The organism is Arcicella sp. LKC2W, assembly GCF_034931005.1.
Taxonomy (GTDB): Bacteria; Bacteroidota; Bacteroidia; order Cytophagales; family Spirosomataceae; genus Arcicella.
Genome location: NZ_JAYGIN010000017.1, coordinates 146,569 through 162,581, shown reverse-complemented (window position 1 = coordinate 162,581; position 16,013 = coordinate 146,569). Strand labels below are relative to the sequence as shown.

The 16,013-nt window shown below is 35.0% G+C and carries 15 protein-coding genes; 1 reads left to right on the top strand and 14 read right to left on the bottom strand.

The features are described 5' to 3' along the window. The first annotated feature begins 8 nt into the window (after positions 1-8). Positions 9-3,257 (top strand): VCBS repeat-containing protein, encoded by a 3,249-nt coding sequence (locus tag VB796_RS14825; RefSeq protein ID WP_323347341.1) that lies wholly within the window; start codon positions 9-11, stop codon positions 3,255-3,257. Positions 3,258-3,405: 148 nt separating this feature from the next. Here VB796_RS14825 and VB796_RS14820 read toward each other — a convergent pair whose 3' ends face one another. The 14 genes from VB796_RS14820 to VB796_RS14755 form a co-directional block, all read right to left on the bottom strand. Next, positions 3,406-3,612, bottom strand: coding sequence for a helix-turn-helix transcriptional regulator (locus tag VB796_RS14820; protein ID WP_323347340.1), 207 nt, complete (start codon positions 3,610-3,612; stop codon positions 3,406-3,408). 95 nt (positions 3,613-3,707) lie between these two features. After that, positions 3,708-3,914, bottom strand: coding sequence for a helix-turn-helix transcriptional regulator (locus VB796_RS14815; protein WP_323347339.1), 207 nt, complete (start codon positions 3,912-3,914; stop codon positions 3,708-3,710). Between the two features lie 172 nt (positions 3,915-4,086). Then, complete coding sequence (locus VB796_RS14810; RefSeq protein WP_323347338.1) at positions 4,087-5,064, bottom strand: nucleotidyl transferase AbiEii/AbiGii toxin family protein; 978 nt, start codon at positions 5,062-5,064, stop codon at positions 4,087-4,089. Then, positions 5,061-5,789, bottom strand: a complete 729-nt coding sequence (locus tag VB796_RS14805; protein ID WP_323347337.1) for a DUF6088 family protein — start codon at positions 5,787-5,789, stop codon at positions 5,061-5,063. The genes VB796_RS14810 and VB796_RS14805 overlap by 4 nt, the downstream gene beginning before the upstream one ends. A gap of 152 nt (positions 5,790-5,941) precedes the next feature. After that, on the bottom strand, positions 5,942-6,799 hold the full coding sequence (locus tag VB796_RS14800) for a helix-turn-helix transcriptional regulator (protein WP_323347336.1): 858 nt from the start codon (positions 6,797-6,799) through the stop codon (positions 5,942-5,944). 139 nt (positions 6,800-6,938) lie between these two features. After that, positions 6,939-7,694: an SDR family oxidoreductase gene (locus VB796_RS14795; RefSeq protein WP_323347335.1), complete on the bottom strand. Its 756-nt coding sequence runs from the start codon at positions 7,692-7,694 to the stop codon at positions 6,939-6,941. 208 nt (positions 7,695-7,902) lie between these two features. After that, positions 7,903-8,640: an SDR family oxidoreductase gene (locus VB796_RS14790; protein WP_323347334.1), complete on the bottom strand. Its 738-nt coding sequence runs from the start codon at positions 8,638-8,640 to the stop codon at positions 7,903-7,905. Between the two features lie 77 nt (positions 8,641-8,717). Then, positions 8,718-9,287, bottom strand: a complete 570-nt coding sequence (locus VB796_RS14785; RefSeq protein WP_323347333.1) for a Crp/Fnr family transcriptional regulator — start codon at positions 9,285-9,287, stop codon at positions 8,718-8,720. A gap of 99 nt (positions 9,288-9,386) precedes the next feature. Then, the gene (locus VB796_RS14780) at positions 9,387-10,547 is read right to left on the bottom strand and encodes an NAD(P)/FAD-dependent oxidoreductase (protein ID WP_323347332.1); all 1,161 of its coding nucleotides are present in this window, start codon (positions 10,545-10,547) and stop codon (positions 9,387-9,389) included. A 24-nt stretch (positions 10,548-10,571) separates the two neighbouring features. Further along, positions 10,572-11,321 (bottom strand): AraC family transcriptional regulator, encoded by a 750-nt coding sequence (locus VB796_RS14775; protein WP_323347331.1) that lies wholly within the window; start codon positions 11,319-11,321, stop codon positions 10,572-10,574. A gap of 254 nt (positions 11,322-11,575) precedes the next feature. Then, positions 11,576-12,616: a hypothetical protein gene (locus VB796_RS14770; protein ID WP_323347330.1), complete on the bottom strand. Its 1,041-nt coding sequence runs from the start codon at positions 12,614-12,616 to the stop codon at positions 11,576-11,578. Then, on the bottom strand, positions 12,613-14,265 hold the full coding sequence (locus tag VB796_RS14765) for an NAD(P)-binding protein (protein ID WP_323347329.1): 1,653 nt from the start codon (positions 14,263-14,265) through the stop codon (positions 12,613-12,615). Before VB796_RS14765 ends, VB796_RS14770 begins: the two co-directional genes overlap by 4 nt. Then, a complete protein-coding gene (locus VB796_RS14760; RefSeq protein WP_323347328.1) occupies positions 14,262-15,758 on the bottom strand; it encodes a polyamine aminopropyltransferase in 1,497 nt (498 codons plus the stop codon). The genes VB796_RS14765 and VB796_RS14760 overlap by 4 nt, the downstream gene beginning before the upstream one ends. A gap of 2 nt (positions 15,759-15,760) precedes the next feature. Then, the gene (locus VB796_RS14755) at positions 15,761-15,979 is read right to left on the bottom strand and encodes a DUF350 domain-containing protein (protein ID WP_109741772.1); all 219 of its coding nucleotides are present in this window, start codon (positions 15,977-15,979) and stop codon (positions 15,761-15,763) included. Positions 15,980-16,013 lie beyond the last annotated feature (34 nt).

Here is a 16,013-nt window from a genome sequence, read left to right as displayed (position 1 = left end):
ATATAAACATGAATCGCCTTCCTTTCCTTCCTCCTCTTTTTGTCATAATTATTGTCCTTTTTTTGACCTCTTGCAAGACTAACAATAAAAAATTTGATAGACTAAGTTCTGCAAAAACAGGCGTTAGCTTTATCAATAAAATCGAAGAAAACGAAACACAAAATGTTTTAAACTATGAATATTTCTATAATGGCGGTGGTGTTGCGGCGGCTGATTTTAATAATGACGGTTTGATTGACCTTTATTTCACTGCCAATATGGGAAGCGATAAATTGTATATTAACAAAGGAGAAGGACTTGAATTTGAAGACGTTACCGAAAAATCAGGGATTGAATTTAAAGGTGAATGGAAAACGGGGGTTTCGATAGTAGATATAAACAACGACGGTTGGAATGATATTTATGTCTCGGTTTCTGGCAATGTTGACAATCCTGCATTACGCAAAAACAAACTCTACATCAATAATAAGAATTGGAACGGTTCGTCGCCACGATTTACAGATAGAGCTAAAGAATATGGACTTGATTGCAATGGTTTTACTACCCAAACTGCATTTTTTGATTATGACAAAGATGGCGATTTAGATGCCTTCGTGATGAATCATAATGTAAAAGACTTTAATCGTTTTGATGTTGAGGCAGTCCACGCCATGCGAGATTCTTTAGCGGGTGATAAATTACTCAGAAACGACAATGGAAAATTCATTGATGTTTCCGTTGTGGCAGGTATTAAGGGGAATCCAATTGGCTTTGGTTTGGGGCTTCACATTGCCGATTTGAACAACGACAACTTCCCCGATATTTACGTTTCTAACGACTACATTGAGTCGGATTATTTATATATCAATAATCAAGACGGAACATTTAGCGACAATATTGCTAAGATGACCGATCATACCAGTTATTTCTCGATGGGAAATGACATTGCAGATTTCAACAATGATTTATTGCCCGATATTATCACGCTTGATATGCTTCCCGAGGATAATAAACGGCAAAAATTGTTATTTGGTCCAGATAATTACGAAGCCTATTTATCGATGTTGAAAAATGGTTTTCATCCAGAAGTCATGCGAAATATGTTGCAAATGAACAACGGAAATGGCACATTTAGCGACATTGGACAAGTCGCAGGTATTTCCAATACCGATTGGAGTTGGTCAGCACTTTTTGCCGATTATGACAACGACGGCTACAAAGATTTATTCGTTACCAACGGTTATTTACGAGATTATTCCAACATGGATTTTGTAAAATATTACGCCGACAAAAAAAGTGATGAAAACGCCAGTATGCTCGACATTATCAAACAAATGCCTTCTACGCTTACAACGAATTATATCTTCAAAAACAACGGAGATTTAACCTTCTCGAACCTAACGAAAGATTGGGGAATTGAGTTACCAATCAACTCAAACGGAGCCGTTTATGCCGATTTAGACAATGATGGCGACCTTGAATTAATCGTCAATAATATCAATGAAGAAGCGAGCATTTATCAGAATTTACAGCAAGAAAATACACCTCAAAATTACGTTGATATAGCCTTGAAAAATGGGAACAAAAGCATTGAAGGCACAAAAGTTTATGTTTATTCGGGAGGATTGAAACAGTATCAAGAATCCTCAAATTTGCGTGGATTCCAGAGTAGCGTCTCTGCTCCTGTACATTTTGGTTTAGGGACGAATACAAAAATTGATAGTATCAGAATTATTTGGAATGACAACTCAACGCAACTAATCAAAAACCTTCCCATCAATCAACAAAATACAGTCACTTACCAAAAAGGCACTGATTATCAAGAAATTAACAATAATCCTTACTTTGAGAAAATCAAGAATACGAGTTTTGTACATAGCCAAATGCCCTTCAATGATTTTAGTAAACAGTTACTTTTACCGCAAATGTACTCGTATCAAGGGCCAGCTTTAGCCGTTGGAGATGTAAATGGAGATAAGCTGGAAGATGTATTTTTAGGTGGAGGAAAAGGCTCAAAGGGACAACTTTTATTACAAGATAAATTGGGAAATTTCAGAGAAAGTCAGCAAGCTATTTTTAAGCAAGACGAACTGTGTACCGATGCCGATGCGACCTTTTTTGACTCAGATAATGACGGCGACCTCGACTTGTATGTAGTCAGTGGTGGTTATGAATATTTAGTCGATGATTTTCTATTACAAGACCGTTTATACCTCAACGATGGCAAAGGGAATTTTACTAAATCGGAAGATAAACTCCCTCTCAATAGAAGCTCAAAAAGTAAAGTTGTACCATTTGATGCCGACAATGATGGCGATTTAGATTTGTTTTTAGCAGGTTACGTGGTACCCCATAATTATCCAGCGTATAATCCATCGTCCATTTTAATAAACGAAAAAGGAACTTTCAAAGAACTTCCAAATGAGCAATTGGCAAAATTAGGAATCGTTACCGATGCCGCTGCCATTGATATTAATAAAGACGGATTGAAAGATATTGTTTTAGTTGGCGAGTGGATACCCGTTACAATTTTGATGAATAAAAATGGCAATTTCGAGAAAAAAGAACTGCCTAATTTAAACGGTTTTTGGCAAAGCATTGAAGCTCAAGACATCGACAATGATGGAGACGAAGACCTTGTGTTAGGTAATTTGGGGCTTAATTCGCAATATAAAGCATCTGTAAACGAGCCATTCACGCTCACAGTAAAAGACTTTGACGGCAATGGAAGCATTGACCCGATTATGTCCCATTTTATACAGGGACAAAATTATCCTGCTTACAGCTTAGACGAACTATCGAGCCAATTACCAAGCATCAAGAAAAAATACACCGATTATAAATCATATTCAGAAACAAAAACCTCAGATTTGCTAACATTACTGAACGACAAAGAATCATTCACCACTCAAATTCATGAATTAGCCTCAGGAATTTTATTGAATAACAACGGAGAATTAAATTTTACGAAACTGCCCATCCAAGCTCAATTTTCAATGGTAAACGCCATTAAATTTAAAGATATAAATGGTGATAAACTTCCAGACTTGATTTTGGCAGGCAACAACTCAAAAATGCGAGTAAGAATTGGAAATTTAGATGCCAATCATGGGCAGTTATTTATCAACAGAGGAAAAGGGAATTTTGAATATTTACCTCAAAATATTTCAGGATTAAACGTTCGTGGTGACGTAAAAAACATGGTTTTTGTCGGTGATAAAATTTTGTTCGGCGTAAATAATGCTCCATTAATGATGTACCAAAAAGCCTATCAATAACAATTCTGACATAGTATAAAAAGCAAGAAGCTCAGAAATAAATTTCTGAGCTTCTTTGCGGTCTGGACGGGAGTGCAATAGTGCCTGATTATCAACACATTACATTTTGAAATATGGCAAAGTACAAAACTGGTACAAAATTGAGATTTTAGTCTAAATCGTACACCTTTCTAATCACACCCACTTCACTACCAAATAAATCTAACACCTGATTCACCTTATCAAGTCTTAGCGTTGGTTTTCCTTGTTCTAAATCTCGAACAAATCTTAGCCCAACCCCTGCTTTTTCTGCAAGAATTCCTTGAGTTAGTCCTAAGTTTTTCCTTTTTGCCTTAATAAATGCTGCTATTTTCATTTCAATGAAATTTATACCTGTAAAGGTATAATTATGAGTTATTAGTAGATTTTATACCTTTTCGGGTATAGAATCATAAGTTTTCCAATCTTAATTTATAATAATTTTACATTCATTTGAAGTTCCATTCCTAAAACCTCAGCTATTTTAAGTAACGTTTCTAAAGATGGATTACCTTCTCCACGTTCAACGGATACAATAGTACGCAAAGCAACTCCTGATATTTCGGCTAAATCTTCCTGCCGAATTTTCAAAATTTTCCTCCTATCTCTGATTTTGATGCCTAATACCTTTTTATTCATTTGTGCAATATATTGCCTTTATTAGTATAAAAGGCAGAAAAAAATCATATTAAACGCAAAAAGTGCAACAAGATGCACTTTTAATTATTGAGATTATGTTGAGAATTAGTTTTATCGAAATACTCATATTTATATTGAAAGGAGTGTAAAAGTAACAGGATTAATACCCATTTTATAAATTCACTATCCATTCAACTCTTGCAACTCTATCCCTTATCCTCAGAAGTGTTATCAAAACTTCTTCATCTTTGGGAAACTCCCCGTACACTAAATCTCTAAAAGCTCCGTTGTATGCTTCCTTTAAATTTGTCCAGACTGTTTCTGTATCTGCAAAAATCAAAGCATTATTAGGGTGATATTGCAGCCATAGGTTATTATTTTTATAGCTTTTTACATCATCATTTGCCACTTTTAAAAGCATTTCATCAAACTGTTTTGAATCAAAAAAAACCACAAATTCTTCCAATTGTAAAAGTCTATGTAAATCGTAAGTATGTCGAACTTTAAGTCTTAAATCATTCAATGGCTGACTGGTATATGAGAAACGAATAAGGCTCATAATCTTCTCGCAAAAAGTCCGTTTGGGGTCTAAAACTAAAACCTCAAAGGGTAATAAACCATATTGCTTTGCCACAATTTCTTGCCCTGCATTTTGCAACATTCGATAAATAAAGGAACTTATATTTCGAGTTATGTAAGGCTCAAAATAACCTAACCAAGTAGCTTCAACAACAATAATTTCTCTTATTTGACCGAATTCTCCACTGAATACTTTGGGATATGTGTGTGCTGTTTTACGGTTCATACCCATTTTTTGTGTAATATTAACTACTTGAACCTCGGGTAAAATATCACTTACTGCTTTACTAATTCTCTTTACTTTATTGCCCAACTGATTGCTGGATTCACCACCCTGTCTGAGAATAACTAAATCAATATCTTCTGAAAATCGTTGAATCAATTCATCACATTTCAATAAAGCCGTTCCGCCTTTGAAAACGGTATGCTTGCCTATTTCATTGTGAAAAATAGTATATAGGGCATACGTTACCCAATAATCTTTCTCTACATAAATTTCTGAAATGTCAATTTGTTGAGCAGTCAAAAGAATGGCTTGCTTGAATTGCTCTGGGTTTTCGTGTAACGTCATTGTATATTCCAGTTTGAGACAGTGGGTAAGTAAGCCTTTTCAATACCTATCTTAATGACAGTCAAAGGATTTAAACTTGCTTTCAGGATTTTTATGTTTTCGTCATTACCTTGATTCTCTAAAATTGCTCCTAATAATGCTCTTACTCTTGGGGGATATAATAGAGCATATTCTATAAATTCGGGAAGCCTTGATTTCTCCTCAATGGCTTTAATGATATTTTCAAAAACACTAATAGCTGAATTTATATCTGCGTCTGGAATATCTTTCAAGTCTTTCATCGCATCCAATATTCCAAGTATCTCATAATTTTCATTCGTGACCATTGCATAACTTTTCACAGGTTTAGCTATGACCGTTCCCCTTTTGATGTATATTCTCTTTGAAAAACACGCTATCCTTATAATTCGTGTTAATTGGGTTGTAAGCCCCAATTTGTTATAAAGATATGAACCTGTGATGTACGCAATTCTTTTGCCATTTTGAAATAAATAAGATTTCAAAACTTCCTCTTCACTCGGTTTCAATTCGCCAAAAATAGTCATTTGTGGTTTATAGAAAACCCCTTTTGCAATCTTCTTGATTAAACCTTTCTTTTGCAATCGTTCAAGAGCCTTGGCAGCAGTCATAAATTTATCTTTTTCAATGTTCAATTGTTCATACCCAAAAGTCATCCCTTCTGGAAAAAGATTTATGGTAGATGATATTTGATTTGCTACTGTCATTTTACAAATATAATCAGTCATTACTCAAGTTGTCAAGTTTTTAAAGCTAAAAACTTGACAACTTGAATACAATTTATAAAAGAAATGTCCAGTTTTTTAATTAAAAAACTGGACATTTCTTCTCGATTTTCTATAAAACATTAATATCCCCTCTAATTATAACTGTGTCGGTACTCAATGGGTGTTAAATTGGTCTTACTTTTGAATAGCTTGCTGAAAGATTGCGAGTATTCAAATCCTAATTGATAAGCGATTTCACTTACGGTTAAATCGGTTGTTACGAGAATCTCTTTCGCTCTTTCAATCAATCTGTTATGAATATGTTGCTGCGTATTTTGTCCCGTCAAACTCCTCAGCATATCACTTAAATATGATGATGACACGTTTAATTCACTGGCAAGTTTTTCGACAGTTGGCAGTGTCATGTCTGCATTATTGGCAAAATAAGTTTCTAAAATACGCTCAAAATTGGTCAAGAGGTCATTCGTAGCCATTTTTCTGGTGATAAACTGGCGACTATAAAAACGGTTACAATAGCTCAAAAGCAATTCAAGATTTGATACAATAACGTCCTGACTAAAATTATCTAACCTTGCGTTTATCTCTTTTTGAATATTCTGAACAATCGCTTCAACGGTTTTTTCTTCTTCGTCCGAAAGATGCAGAGCCTCATTGACTGAATATGAAAAAAATCCGTAGTTTTTGATGGCTTCTCCTAACTGATATTCTCTAACTAAATCAGGATGAAATAGTAATGACCAGCCATCTTTATTCCTATCTTCCTCATTATCAATACCAATGACTTGATTCGGTGCAATGAATGACATTGTACCTTCGTCAAAATCGTAGTGATTTTTACCGTATTTTAGCTGTCCTTGAAAACTCCTTTTGATGGAAATATTGTAGAAATTCAGCAGCAGCTTTGGCTTTTCTTCGTCATGAACTGAAGTAACCTTAGAATGGTCAATAAAGGTAATTAACGGATGTAAAGGTTTTGGCAGTGACAGCAAACGGTGCAATTCTGAAACTGAATTGAATTGATGGTTTGAATATTTCTATGGCTCTTTTCCATTCTATGAAATTATAAATAAAAATAGAGAAGCGTTAAAACTTCTCTATCAATTTGGTATCATTAGTTTTGATTATAATTTACTTAAAACCACCCGACACTTCAATGGTTTGTCCAGTAATAATACTTGATTCATCAGAAGCAAAAAATACGGCCATACTGCCAATGTCATTTGGGGTAGCCATACGACCCAAAGAACTTCTGCCGACAATAGACTGAATTGCCTCAGATTCTTCTGTAACTCCTAATTTTGCTACTCCATCCGTAAAAACACCACCTGGGCGAATAGAATTAACTCGAATATTTTTTACACCTAATTCTTGAGAAAGAGCATACGTTATTGAATCAACTGCCCCTTTTGATGCCGCATAAACAACCGAGTAAGGCTCTGGTCTTGTTCCTGCAAACGAACTGATATTAATAATACTACCTCCATTTTCTCCAAATGACTTGACAGCTTCTTGAGATGCGAGAAGTACACCTAAAACATTCAGGTCGAAAATGCGTCGGTACGAATCCTCAGTGAATGATTCTAATAAGGAAAATCCGTAAACACCTGCGTTATTTACCAAAACATCTAAACCACCAAAAAGATTTAAGGTTTCTTCAAAAAGACGTTTAACATCGCTCTGATTTGACATATCTCCTTGAACCGCAACAGCATTTCCTCCCGAACTGATTATTTCGGCAACCACCGCATCAGCACTTTCTTTACTTGAAGCATAATTTACGACTACTTTTGCCCCAGACGCACCCATTTGTTTGGCTATTCCAGCACCAATTCCTTTGGATGCACCCGTTACTACTACCACTTTGTTTTCTAATTTATTATTCATCGCTTTGTTTATTTGTGAGATACAAAGGTCTGAAGTTCAAAAAGTTTGACTGTGTTCAAAATGGAGTTGTTTGTATTCAAAATGAAGGTCTGTGATTTATTTGGCGTAGTTTTATTTACTAATGATAGAAATAGAGCCATAAAAAAGAGAGCAGTTTTTGACTGCTCTCTCAAAACCTAAAACTTAAAAGCGATAGTCTACAACGATTTTACCAAGGACTGATTCCTGACTCATCTTCTATATCATTGCTATAATATTGCCCAGTTGGTGCATTCTCGTCCGTTAAGGTATGTTTAATTACAAAACTTGCGGCACTTTCTACGGTTCCTGGCCCACTAAATTGGTTGAAATCTGTAGCGGTATAACCTGGGTCAATTGCATTTACTTTAAATGGTAAATCTTTTAGTTCATAAGCCAACACAATGGTGTAAGCATTTAAAGCTGCCTTTGAAGTGCCATAACTTGCTGTTTTGATAGAATAGTATTTCCAAGTAGGGTCGCTATGTAATGTCAAAGAACCAAGTCCCGAAGTGATATTGCTGATTCTTGGACTATCTGATTTTTTAAGTAATGGTAAAAATGTTTGTGTCACTTGGATTACGCCAAAGAAATTGGTGTCAAATACTTTTTGAATATCTTCAATGGATGTATCCGATGCTTGTTGCGGATTTGTTCCAAGAACTCCAGCGTTGTTTATCAAAATATCTAATTTGTCTTGTTCCGCTTCGATAATATTCTTAGCCACTAAAATTGACTCGGGATTAGTAACATCAATCTGGATAGCCTTGACATTATGAAATCCATTTTCGTTCAATTCTTTTACTACTGCTTCTCCCTTTTCAAGGTCACGAGTTCCTAAATAGACAAATAGCCCTTTTTCTAAAAGTTGCTTTGTTGTTTCTAACCCAATACTTCTGTTAGCTCCTGTAATTAATACTGATTTCATTTCTTTGTTATTTTAAATTTCTGATGCAAGTTGCATTGTTTAAAAATGAAATCATTTGTCATTTGGCAAAAAGCGATTTAACGAATATTTTTTCTAATTCTACTTAGAGACGATTGGGTGATACCTAAATAAGAAGCGATATAAGAAAGCGGAACACGGTTAGCAACAGTGGGATATATTTCCAGAAACTTCAAATAGCGTTCAGTAGCATCTTCCGTGACTAATGGACTTCGTCTGGCGACTTTTTGCATTAATGCCTTTGAAATAATTTTATGGACAATCTTGTCCCAACCAACGATGGTATCCAACAGTTCTTGCCAATCTTTTTTTGAAAAAACAATCAATTTACAATCCGTAACAGCTTGTACATAAGCAGATGAACAAATCTCATCGTTGAAACTCTCAAAATCTACCACGAGATTATGTTCTTCAATGAAATATTTGGTAATTTCTTCGCCCTTATTATTGTAATAGCAAACCCGTGTAATACCTTCTATTACAAAGCCCACTTGTCGAGCAATTTTCCCCGCTTCAGAAAAATAATCATCTTTATGGAGTTCTAACTCAGTAGCTTTTCTCGAAATTAAATCAATCTGTTGTTGATTTAGGCTTCCAAACTGCAAAATGTAATTTATCAATTCTTTCATGTTGGCAAGTTAGTGTAATTTATTTTTACAAGATTTGTCATTTGGCAAAAAGAAATTAAACGATAATGTAATGTGTATCAAGTTTACATGAACTTCCTTCTAATGACCGCTAAAAAACTCCAACATCGTATTTAACGCATTTTCTGAGTGCATACGCTCCCCATTTTCAAGTGATTGCTTAGCCATAAATGAAGCTCTCTCTCGCATATTTACTTCATAAATGCACACAGCATCTTGTAAAGATTGGTATTCTCCAGAAGTTAAGGTTTCGCTTAATTCCAGAGCGTCAAGCATTGCCATATTTACCCCTTCACCTGCAAAAGGAGGCATCAGGTGTGCGGCATCCCCGAGCATTGTCAAATTTGGCAAAGTTTTCCATGACTGATTTAAGGGCATACAATAAATCGGACGTGGGACAAAAGGAACCGCTGTATTTTCAAATAACTCGTCCCAAATATCACTCCATTCATGGTATTCTTTTTTAAACCAAACCAGTAATTGTGCCTTATCAGAGAAGTCTAAATCACTTTCTTTCGCCCAATTTTCATCTGCTTTGAAACTTATGTAATAGCCTATTTCGCCCTTTGCTTTTTGTCCCATCAAAATATCTTTTTGATTTCCAAAAGCCATTATTTTTCCCCCACGAAGTAAGGCAGAAATCTGAGGAACAGACTTTTGTGCATCATATACGTTACCTTCGAGCATAGTAATCCCCGAATAAAAAGGTTTAATATCTGTAAGGTATGGGCGAATTTTTGAGTTGGCTCCGTCGGCAGCAACCACAAAGTCAGCATAAGTTTGTGTTCCATCCTTGAAATGTAAAAGCCAACCTTCATCTTGCTTTTCCATTGAAATGAAGTGACTATTCCAAACAACAGTATCTGTTTCTAAGCACTCTAACAGTATTTTTCTCAAAACGCCACGGTCTATCTCAGGACGAAAATGTTCATGTCCAAAATTTTCATCGGGTTTAGTTTCGTGGTCGCTGTAAAATATTTCTGCTCGTTCATTAACAATAACCATTTTATCAGCACCTACCAGATAATTTTGATTAAATTCCTCAAATAATTGGGCTTTTTGCAAAGCAGCCAAACCAGACTCCTTGTGTAAATCAAGTGGAGAACCCTGTACACGAGCATTTTTATCAATATCTCGTTCATATACTTTTACATCAACTCCTTTGAGTTGTAAAAGTCTTGCCAATGTCAATCCCCCAGGGCCACCTCCTACGATTGCGATTTTTTTATTTTGTAATAGCATAATTTTAAATTTTATGCTACAAAATTATTGCTCGTTGTACACTAAGAATTGTAAAAAACGGTCATTTTCATTTTTGAATAATTCTTTGGGCGAAACACCTGAAAGCTTTTTAACCTCTTTGATAAAGTGTGATTGGTCTGTAAAATTAAGTTGTGGCAAGAGTTTGCCTTCTTTGATATGCGGAAGAGAAGCTTGAAAACGAAGTATATTGCAGTAGGCTTTTAGTGAAAGTCCAAAATAATGATTGAAATAACGATTAATTTGGCGTTCACTCCAAACAATTTTTTTTGAAAGTTCTTTAATGGAGATTTCGCCGTTTGATTCAAAAATTAAATCAAATAATTTACGTTTTCGCTCATCATTTTTTTTAGGTATGAGTGAATGGATTTTTTCAGAAACTTTGGAACACAGATTATCAAAATCGTTTAAATCATCAATATTTATATCCCAGAAGTTCTCATCTAATATTTTTCCACCATTTAAAATATCAGCCACAGAAAGATTCAATATATATTCTACGGCAAGCGGGTTGAAACTCACCGAGAAAAAATTAGTAACTTCCTGTTTGGCATATTTAGGCTTAGTTTCCAAACCAAGCAATGAAACAAGAAGCAGATTATCCTTAGTTTTTGAAAATATTAAATCAATTCTTCCATTTGGAATAATTACGGCTTCATTGAAATCAGATAGGTTTTGTAAGGATGAAAAACAATAAACATAGTCAGATATTGATTTATCGGGCTTTATGAGTTTGAAATTGATATTCTTTTCCATTGCTTTTCTACTTAATTAAACGCCAAAACTTCATCAACATAAAAAACTAAAACTTGTGTTTGAAATCCTTCCTTGCTAATTCTGAGAACCACTAAATTCTATTTTAAAAAGTAAAATAACGTATTGACGTTTCAAAAAAACGGTTATTCATAAATTCTAAATGATTATTCCTCTCATAAAAAATCTTTCACAAAAATTCACAAAGCTTCAATCTGTTGCAATATTATGTTCGACTATTATCAAGATATAAATCATCATTCAAAACCTTTCTTCCAGATAAAACCATCTAAAACATAATGAGTTACTTGCGGAAGGGCTAACAAAGGTATTAAGAACGACAAAGACATCGTTGAAAACGTAGTAGGCAAACAATAAGCCCAAGAAAAAAGTGTATCGTAGCTCCGCCATTGGGTTGCGTCCCAAATTGCTTCTTCAAAATAGGCAATTAAAATAATGATAATAATGAAAAAAAATAACCCATTTTTATTGAATACAAGCCTACTAAATCCTTTTACTTGCCCTTTTCGCTTATGAAGGTCAACCCAAATTAAGCACATATACGGTACGCCGTGAGCTACAACATTCAGAATGGTGAAAATTAAATCGTTATTGAAGTAAACGATTCCAAAATACCAAGAAGCCATTGTTCCTGCAATCAATAAAATGCGAGGAATGTTTACTTGATGATTAAGAATACAGTAAAATTCTTTGGCTAAATAAAGCACGACTAATCCTGCATAAATCCAATTAATAATGGGCAAATAATTGGTAGCGGTAAAAGCATAAAAGTCTTGTTCTACAAACCAAAGAAATTCTCTTGGTGAGTTCAAATGCCAATGGATTATCGGCAGAATAGTCGCTCCGTAAATGGTAATTTCATCAAATAAATCTAAATATTTTGACTGACTATGTTGTCGATTGTACAAGCGAACAAAGCCATATTGTTGCCTTATAAAGTGAAATACAGCTAAATACGCTAAAATCCGCCAGAACCATTCACTTCCACCAAGCCAATAAATTGAGACAAAAGCGAAGTAACAAAGTAAGGGAGTGAGCGTATAAAGGATTCTATGTTTTTGAAAGCTCCCAGCATCAAAATAAGTTTTAAAAAGCATACTATGAACATGAGCAACATCTATCAATAATACAAAAACTACCCACGCCCAGAGTGGCGTTGTTTCATGGAAAAAATAAGACTGAGCAAAAACAAAAGCAAGTGCTAATGCCACAAAAGTTGGGGCAATGATGAATAATAAATCAGTCTTTGCGTTTGTAATCCAAGGTTGTTTTGTCATGAAATTGATAAATATGGTAGTAGTTCATCGGCTACTCGATTACCTTGATAAAATGATTCTTCAAAAATAGAAACTCCACTCAAATCGCTGTGAGCAAAGAATATTCGGTTATCAATATTTCTGGAAGCTAATTTTCTGTTTTCAGATGAAAGAAAGCCAATCATTGGAGCAATCATACCATGTCCCAAAATTTTAAGGTTAATTTCTTCAATTGTTTCTCTTATGTTGGGATGAAAACTTTCTAAATCGGTCAAAATATCCTCCGTCCATTCTTCGTGTGTTTTCTTAATTGCATCTTTACGAGCTTCTACGGGTGATTTATGCGATAAGGGCAAATAATAAGTGAGTACCCATTTATCAATATCCCGACTTACTTGTTGATGCGTGGCACTGATATAACCCAATGAAGTAGAATTGTATGACACATTATCCCAACATAAAAAACCATCTCTTTCGATTGGTATTTGATTGACGGTGATATTAGCAACCAACCAAGGTGCGTATTGAAATAAATCCGTTGATATTTGAATGGATTCTTTTGGTAAAATTCGCTGATTGACAAATTGTGGCGTAGCCAAAATAATTCGCTGAGCTTTAATTTTCACTGAAACATTTTTATCCCAATCATAAGCGGTAGCTTCTACTCCATCACTATTCCAATTTACTTGCGTTACCAGTGTTTTAGTCTTGATTTTATCTTTGAAATCGGTTGATAAGGCTTTTGCTAAAAAGTTGTTTCCTTCTGCCCAAGTCAATACTGCATTACTTTCAGCATTATCAGCCTTTCCTCTTCTCGCTGCAAAATAATGAATACCAGCATAAGCAGAAGTATTGGCACTCGTGATGCCATAATCGTCTCTACAACAATAGTTTACGTACCAGAGTAAATATTCAGAGTCAAGATTATGCTGACTCAAAAAGTCAGTCATTGAAATCTTATCTAATTGTTGATACACTTCATCTTTTGATGCCAACGCCAAAGGAATATCAAAAGCCCAACGTCCATCTGTTCCTTTTGCTTGACGATATTGATTCATCAAAGCTAAAAAATCACTTATCTGTTTTCTATCACTTTCTGAAATACCATAATTGGGAATTAACCCTTCTTGCCAACGTCCTTTCAAAAAAAGTCGTTCTTGTGGTGATTGACATAGATGATATTCATTATAAATGGGTAAACCTGCTGAATTATAACCTGTTATAATATACTGTTCTTCTAAAAACGTCAATAGTTCTTTGTCCTCATTATTAGGAATGGGCAAGTAATGAGCTGCCCAAGGGTAAGCAGTTGTTGCATTTTTCCCTGCATCAGCATTTCCGCCAATATGGTCTTCTAAATCCACTAAAAGAAAGTTTTTGTGACCTGCTTTCTGTAATTTTCGAGCGGCACTTAGTCCAGCAATCCCTGTCCCCACAATCAAAATGGGTACTTCAATGATTTCTTCGCTTTGCTTTTCTTCGGCTTTTTGAGGACTTGATAAATTTCTTAATAAATGTCCTATTTGATGATTAGCTCCCAATATTCGCCCTTTAATGGTGGGTTTTATAGGATTTAAAATTGCTTTTGTTCCCCATGACAAACCAAAGAAAGCTCCCAATCCTGCCAAAGAACGGAGTAAGAATGTTTTACGTGTCAGCTTGTTTTTCATTGCACCTTTCCCCATTCTTCTTCAAAATAATGTACCAAAATCTGGTTATTCAATTTATTTGTTTCTGTCTGAACCGACTGCATATCTTTCGGAAAATACGCCATTTGTTTGAAAGAATCTTTGGTTAAAAATTTCAAGTCTGGCACATAAGTTTCGGCTACGTGAAATGCCGATTTGGAAGCTAAAACATAGCCCCATTCTCCAAATGAAGGCACATAACAATGATAAGGTTGCGTTAATAATCCGACTGATTGAAGCGTTTTATTAACACACCAAAACGATTTTGGAGCAACATACGGCGATGTTGATTGCACCACCAAAACAGCTTCATCACTCATTAATTTGCAAACTTCACGGTAAAAAGTATTGGTATATAGTTTTCCAACGGAGAAATTAGAAGGGTCTGGAAAGTCAATCACTACAAAATCAAATTGCTCATTGGTATTTCTTGCCCACTGAAAGGCATCAGTATTGATAACTTTTACTTTAGGATTAGTCAAAGAACCTTGATTTAGCGAAGTAAGTAGCGGATTTTTCTTGAATAAATCCGTCATGTAAGTATCCAAATCAACCAAAGTAATGTGTTGAATTTGAGAATATTTTAATAATTCACGCACCGCTAAACCATCTCCACCACCTAAAATCAGGACATTCTTAATAGCTTGTCGACTTGCCATTCCTGGGTGAACGAGTGCTTCATGGTAGCGGTATTCATCGGTTGAACTAAACTGTAAATTTCCGTTGAGAAATAGTTTTAATTCTCGTTTATTCCGAGTTAAAATAATACGTTGGTAATGGCTTGATTTCGCAAAAATAATCTTGTCCTGATACGCCATAGATTCCGACCACGACATAATTTTATCGGAAAGTATAAAGCCAATTACTAACAGAACCAACACCGACCAAGCGGATATTTTTAGGGCAATTTTATGCTTTAATTCATCCGAAAATTGATAACAGACAATTAAAGCAACGATGGTATTGAAAACGCCAAAGAAAAAAGAGGTGCGAATCAAACCCATGTAAGGCACAAAAAGCAAGGGAAAAAGTACAGACGCCAACAAAGCTCCTATGTAGTCAAAGGTGAAAACTTTAGAGACAATTTCTTTAAATTCAAACTTGCTTTTTTCTAATACTCGCATCAATAGGGGAATTTCTAAACCTACCAAAACACCCGTAAGACCGATGAGGAAATAAAGAATGATTCGGAAAGAAGCCACTTTATCGAATACCAAAAACAAAATTGAAGAACTTGTTCCACCCACTAAACCCACTAAGATTTCAATTTTCACGAACCAAGCCAATAGTTCTTTCTCAACGAACTTTGAGAAATAAGAACCAACGCCCATGGAAAATAAGTAAACCCCAATAATAGTTGAAAATTGCGTTACGGAGTCACCCAATAAATAACTGGCGAGCGTTCCCGCAATAAGCTCGTAGATAAGTCCACAAGTAGCAATGACAAAAACGGCGAATAATAGAAGTATGGGCATAATTATCCGTGAATAGCCGAGCTAATGATGATAGCAATGGCAATAATAAAAGCGGCAAAAATGATGGCAATAGCTGTATTATTTCTGTCCACCACCTGTTTATAGATATTCTCAGGCGTTATTTTTTCGATAATCACGAAAGAAATCACCAAAATACAAATACCGATAAATGAGAAAAGAATTGAGTCAACAACAGATTTTAGGTGAATGATATTTTCCATGTTTTTGTGGTAAAGGGTTTAAACGAATCCATAA

Excerpts from the sequence above, each read along its gene's own strand:
- VB796_RS14825 (WP_323347341.1), top strand. The coding sequence starts at position 9 with ATGAATCGCCTTCCTTTCCTTCCTCCTCTTTTTGTCATAATTATTGTC.
- VB796_RS14820 (WP_323347340.1), bottom strand. The coding sequence starts at position 3,612 with ATGAAAATAGCAGCATTTATTAAGGCAAAAAGGAAAAACTTAGGACTA.
- VB796_RS14815 (WP_323347339.1), bottom strand. The coding sequence starts at position 3,914 with ATGAATAAAAAGGTATTAGGCATCAAAATCAGAGATAGGAGGAAAATT.
- VB796_RS14810 (WP_323347338.1), bottom strand. The coding sequence starts at position 5,064 with ATGACGTTACACGAAAACCCAGAGCAATTCAAGCAAGCCATTCTTTTG.
- VB796_RS14805 (WP_323347337.1), bottom strand. The coding sequence starts at position 5,789 with ATGACAGTAGCAAATCAAATATCATCTACCATAAATCTTTTTCCAGAA.
- VB796_RS14795 (WP_323347335.1), bottom strand. The coding sequence starts at position 7,694 with ATGAATAATAAATTAGAAAACAAAGTGGTAGTAGTAACGGGTGCATCC.
- VB796_RS14790 (WP_323347334.1), bottom strand. The coding sequence starts at position 8,640 with ATGAAATCAGTATTAATTACAGGAGCTAACAGAAGTATTGGGTTAGAA.
- VB796_RS14785 (WP_323347333.1), bottom strand. The coding sequence starts at position 9,287 with ATGAAAGAATTGATAAATTACATTTTGCAGTTTGGAAGCCTAAATCAA.
- VB796_RS14780 (WP_323347332.1), bottom strand. The coding sequence starts at position 10,547 with ATGCTATTACAAAATAAAAAAATCGCAATCGTAGGAGGTGGCCCTGGG.
- VB796_RS14775 (WP_323347331.1), bottom strand. The coding sequence starts at position 11,321 with ATGGAAAAGAATATCAATTTCAAACTCATAAAGCCCGATAAATCAATA.
- VB796_RS14770 (WP_323347330.1), bottom strand. The coding sequence starts at position 12,616 with ATGACAAAACAACCTTGGATTACAAACGCAAAGACTGATTTATTATTC.
- VB796_RS14765 (WP_323347329.1), bottom strand. The coding sequence starts at position 14,265 with ATGAAAAACAAGCTGACACGTAAAACATTCTTACTCCGTTCTTTGGCA.
- VB796_RS14760 (WP_323347328.1), bottom strand. The coding sequence starts at position 15,758 with ATGCCCATACTTCTATTATTCGCCGTTTTTGTCATTGCTACTTGTGGA.
- VB796_RS14755 (WP_109741772.1), bottom strand. The coding sequence starts at position 15,979 with ATGGAAAATATCATTCACCTAAAATCTGTTGTTGACTCAATTCTTTTC.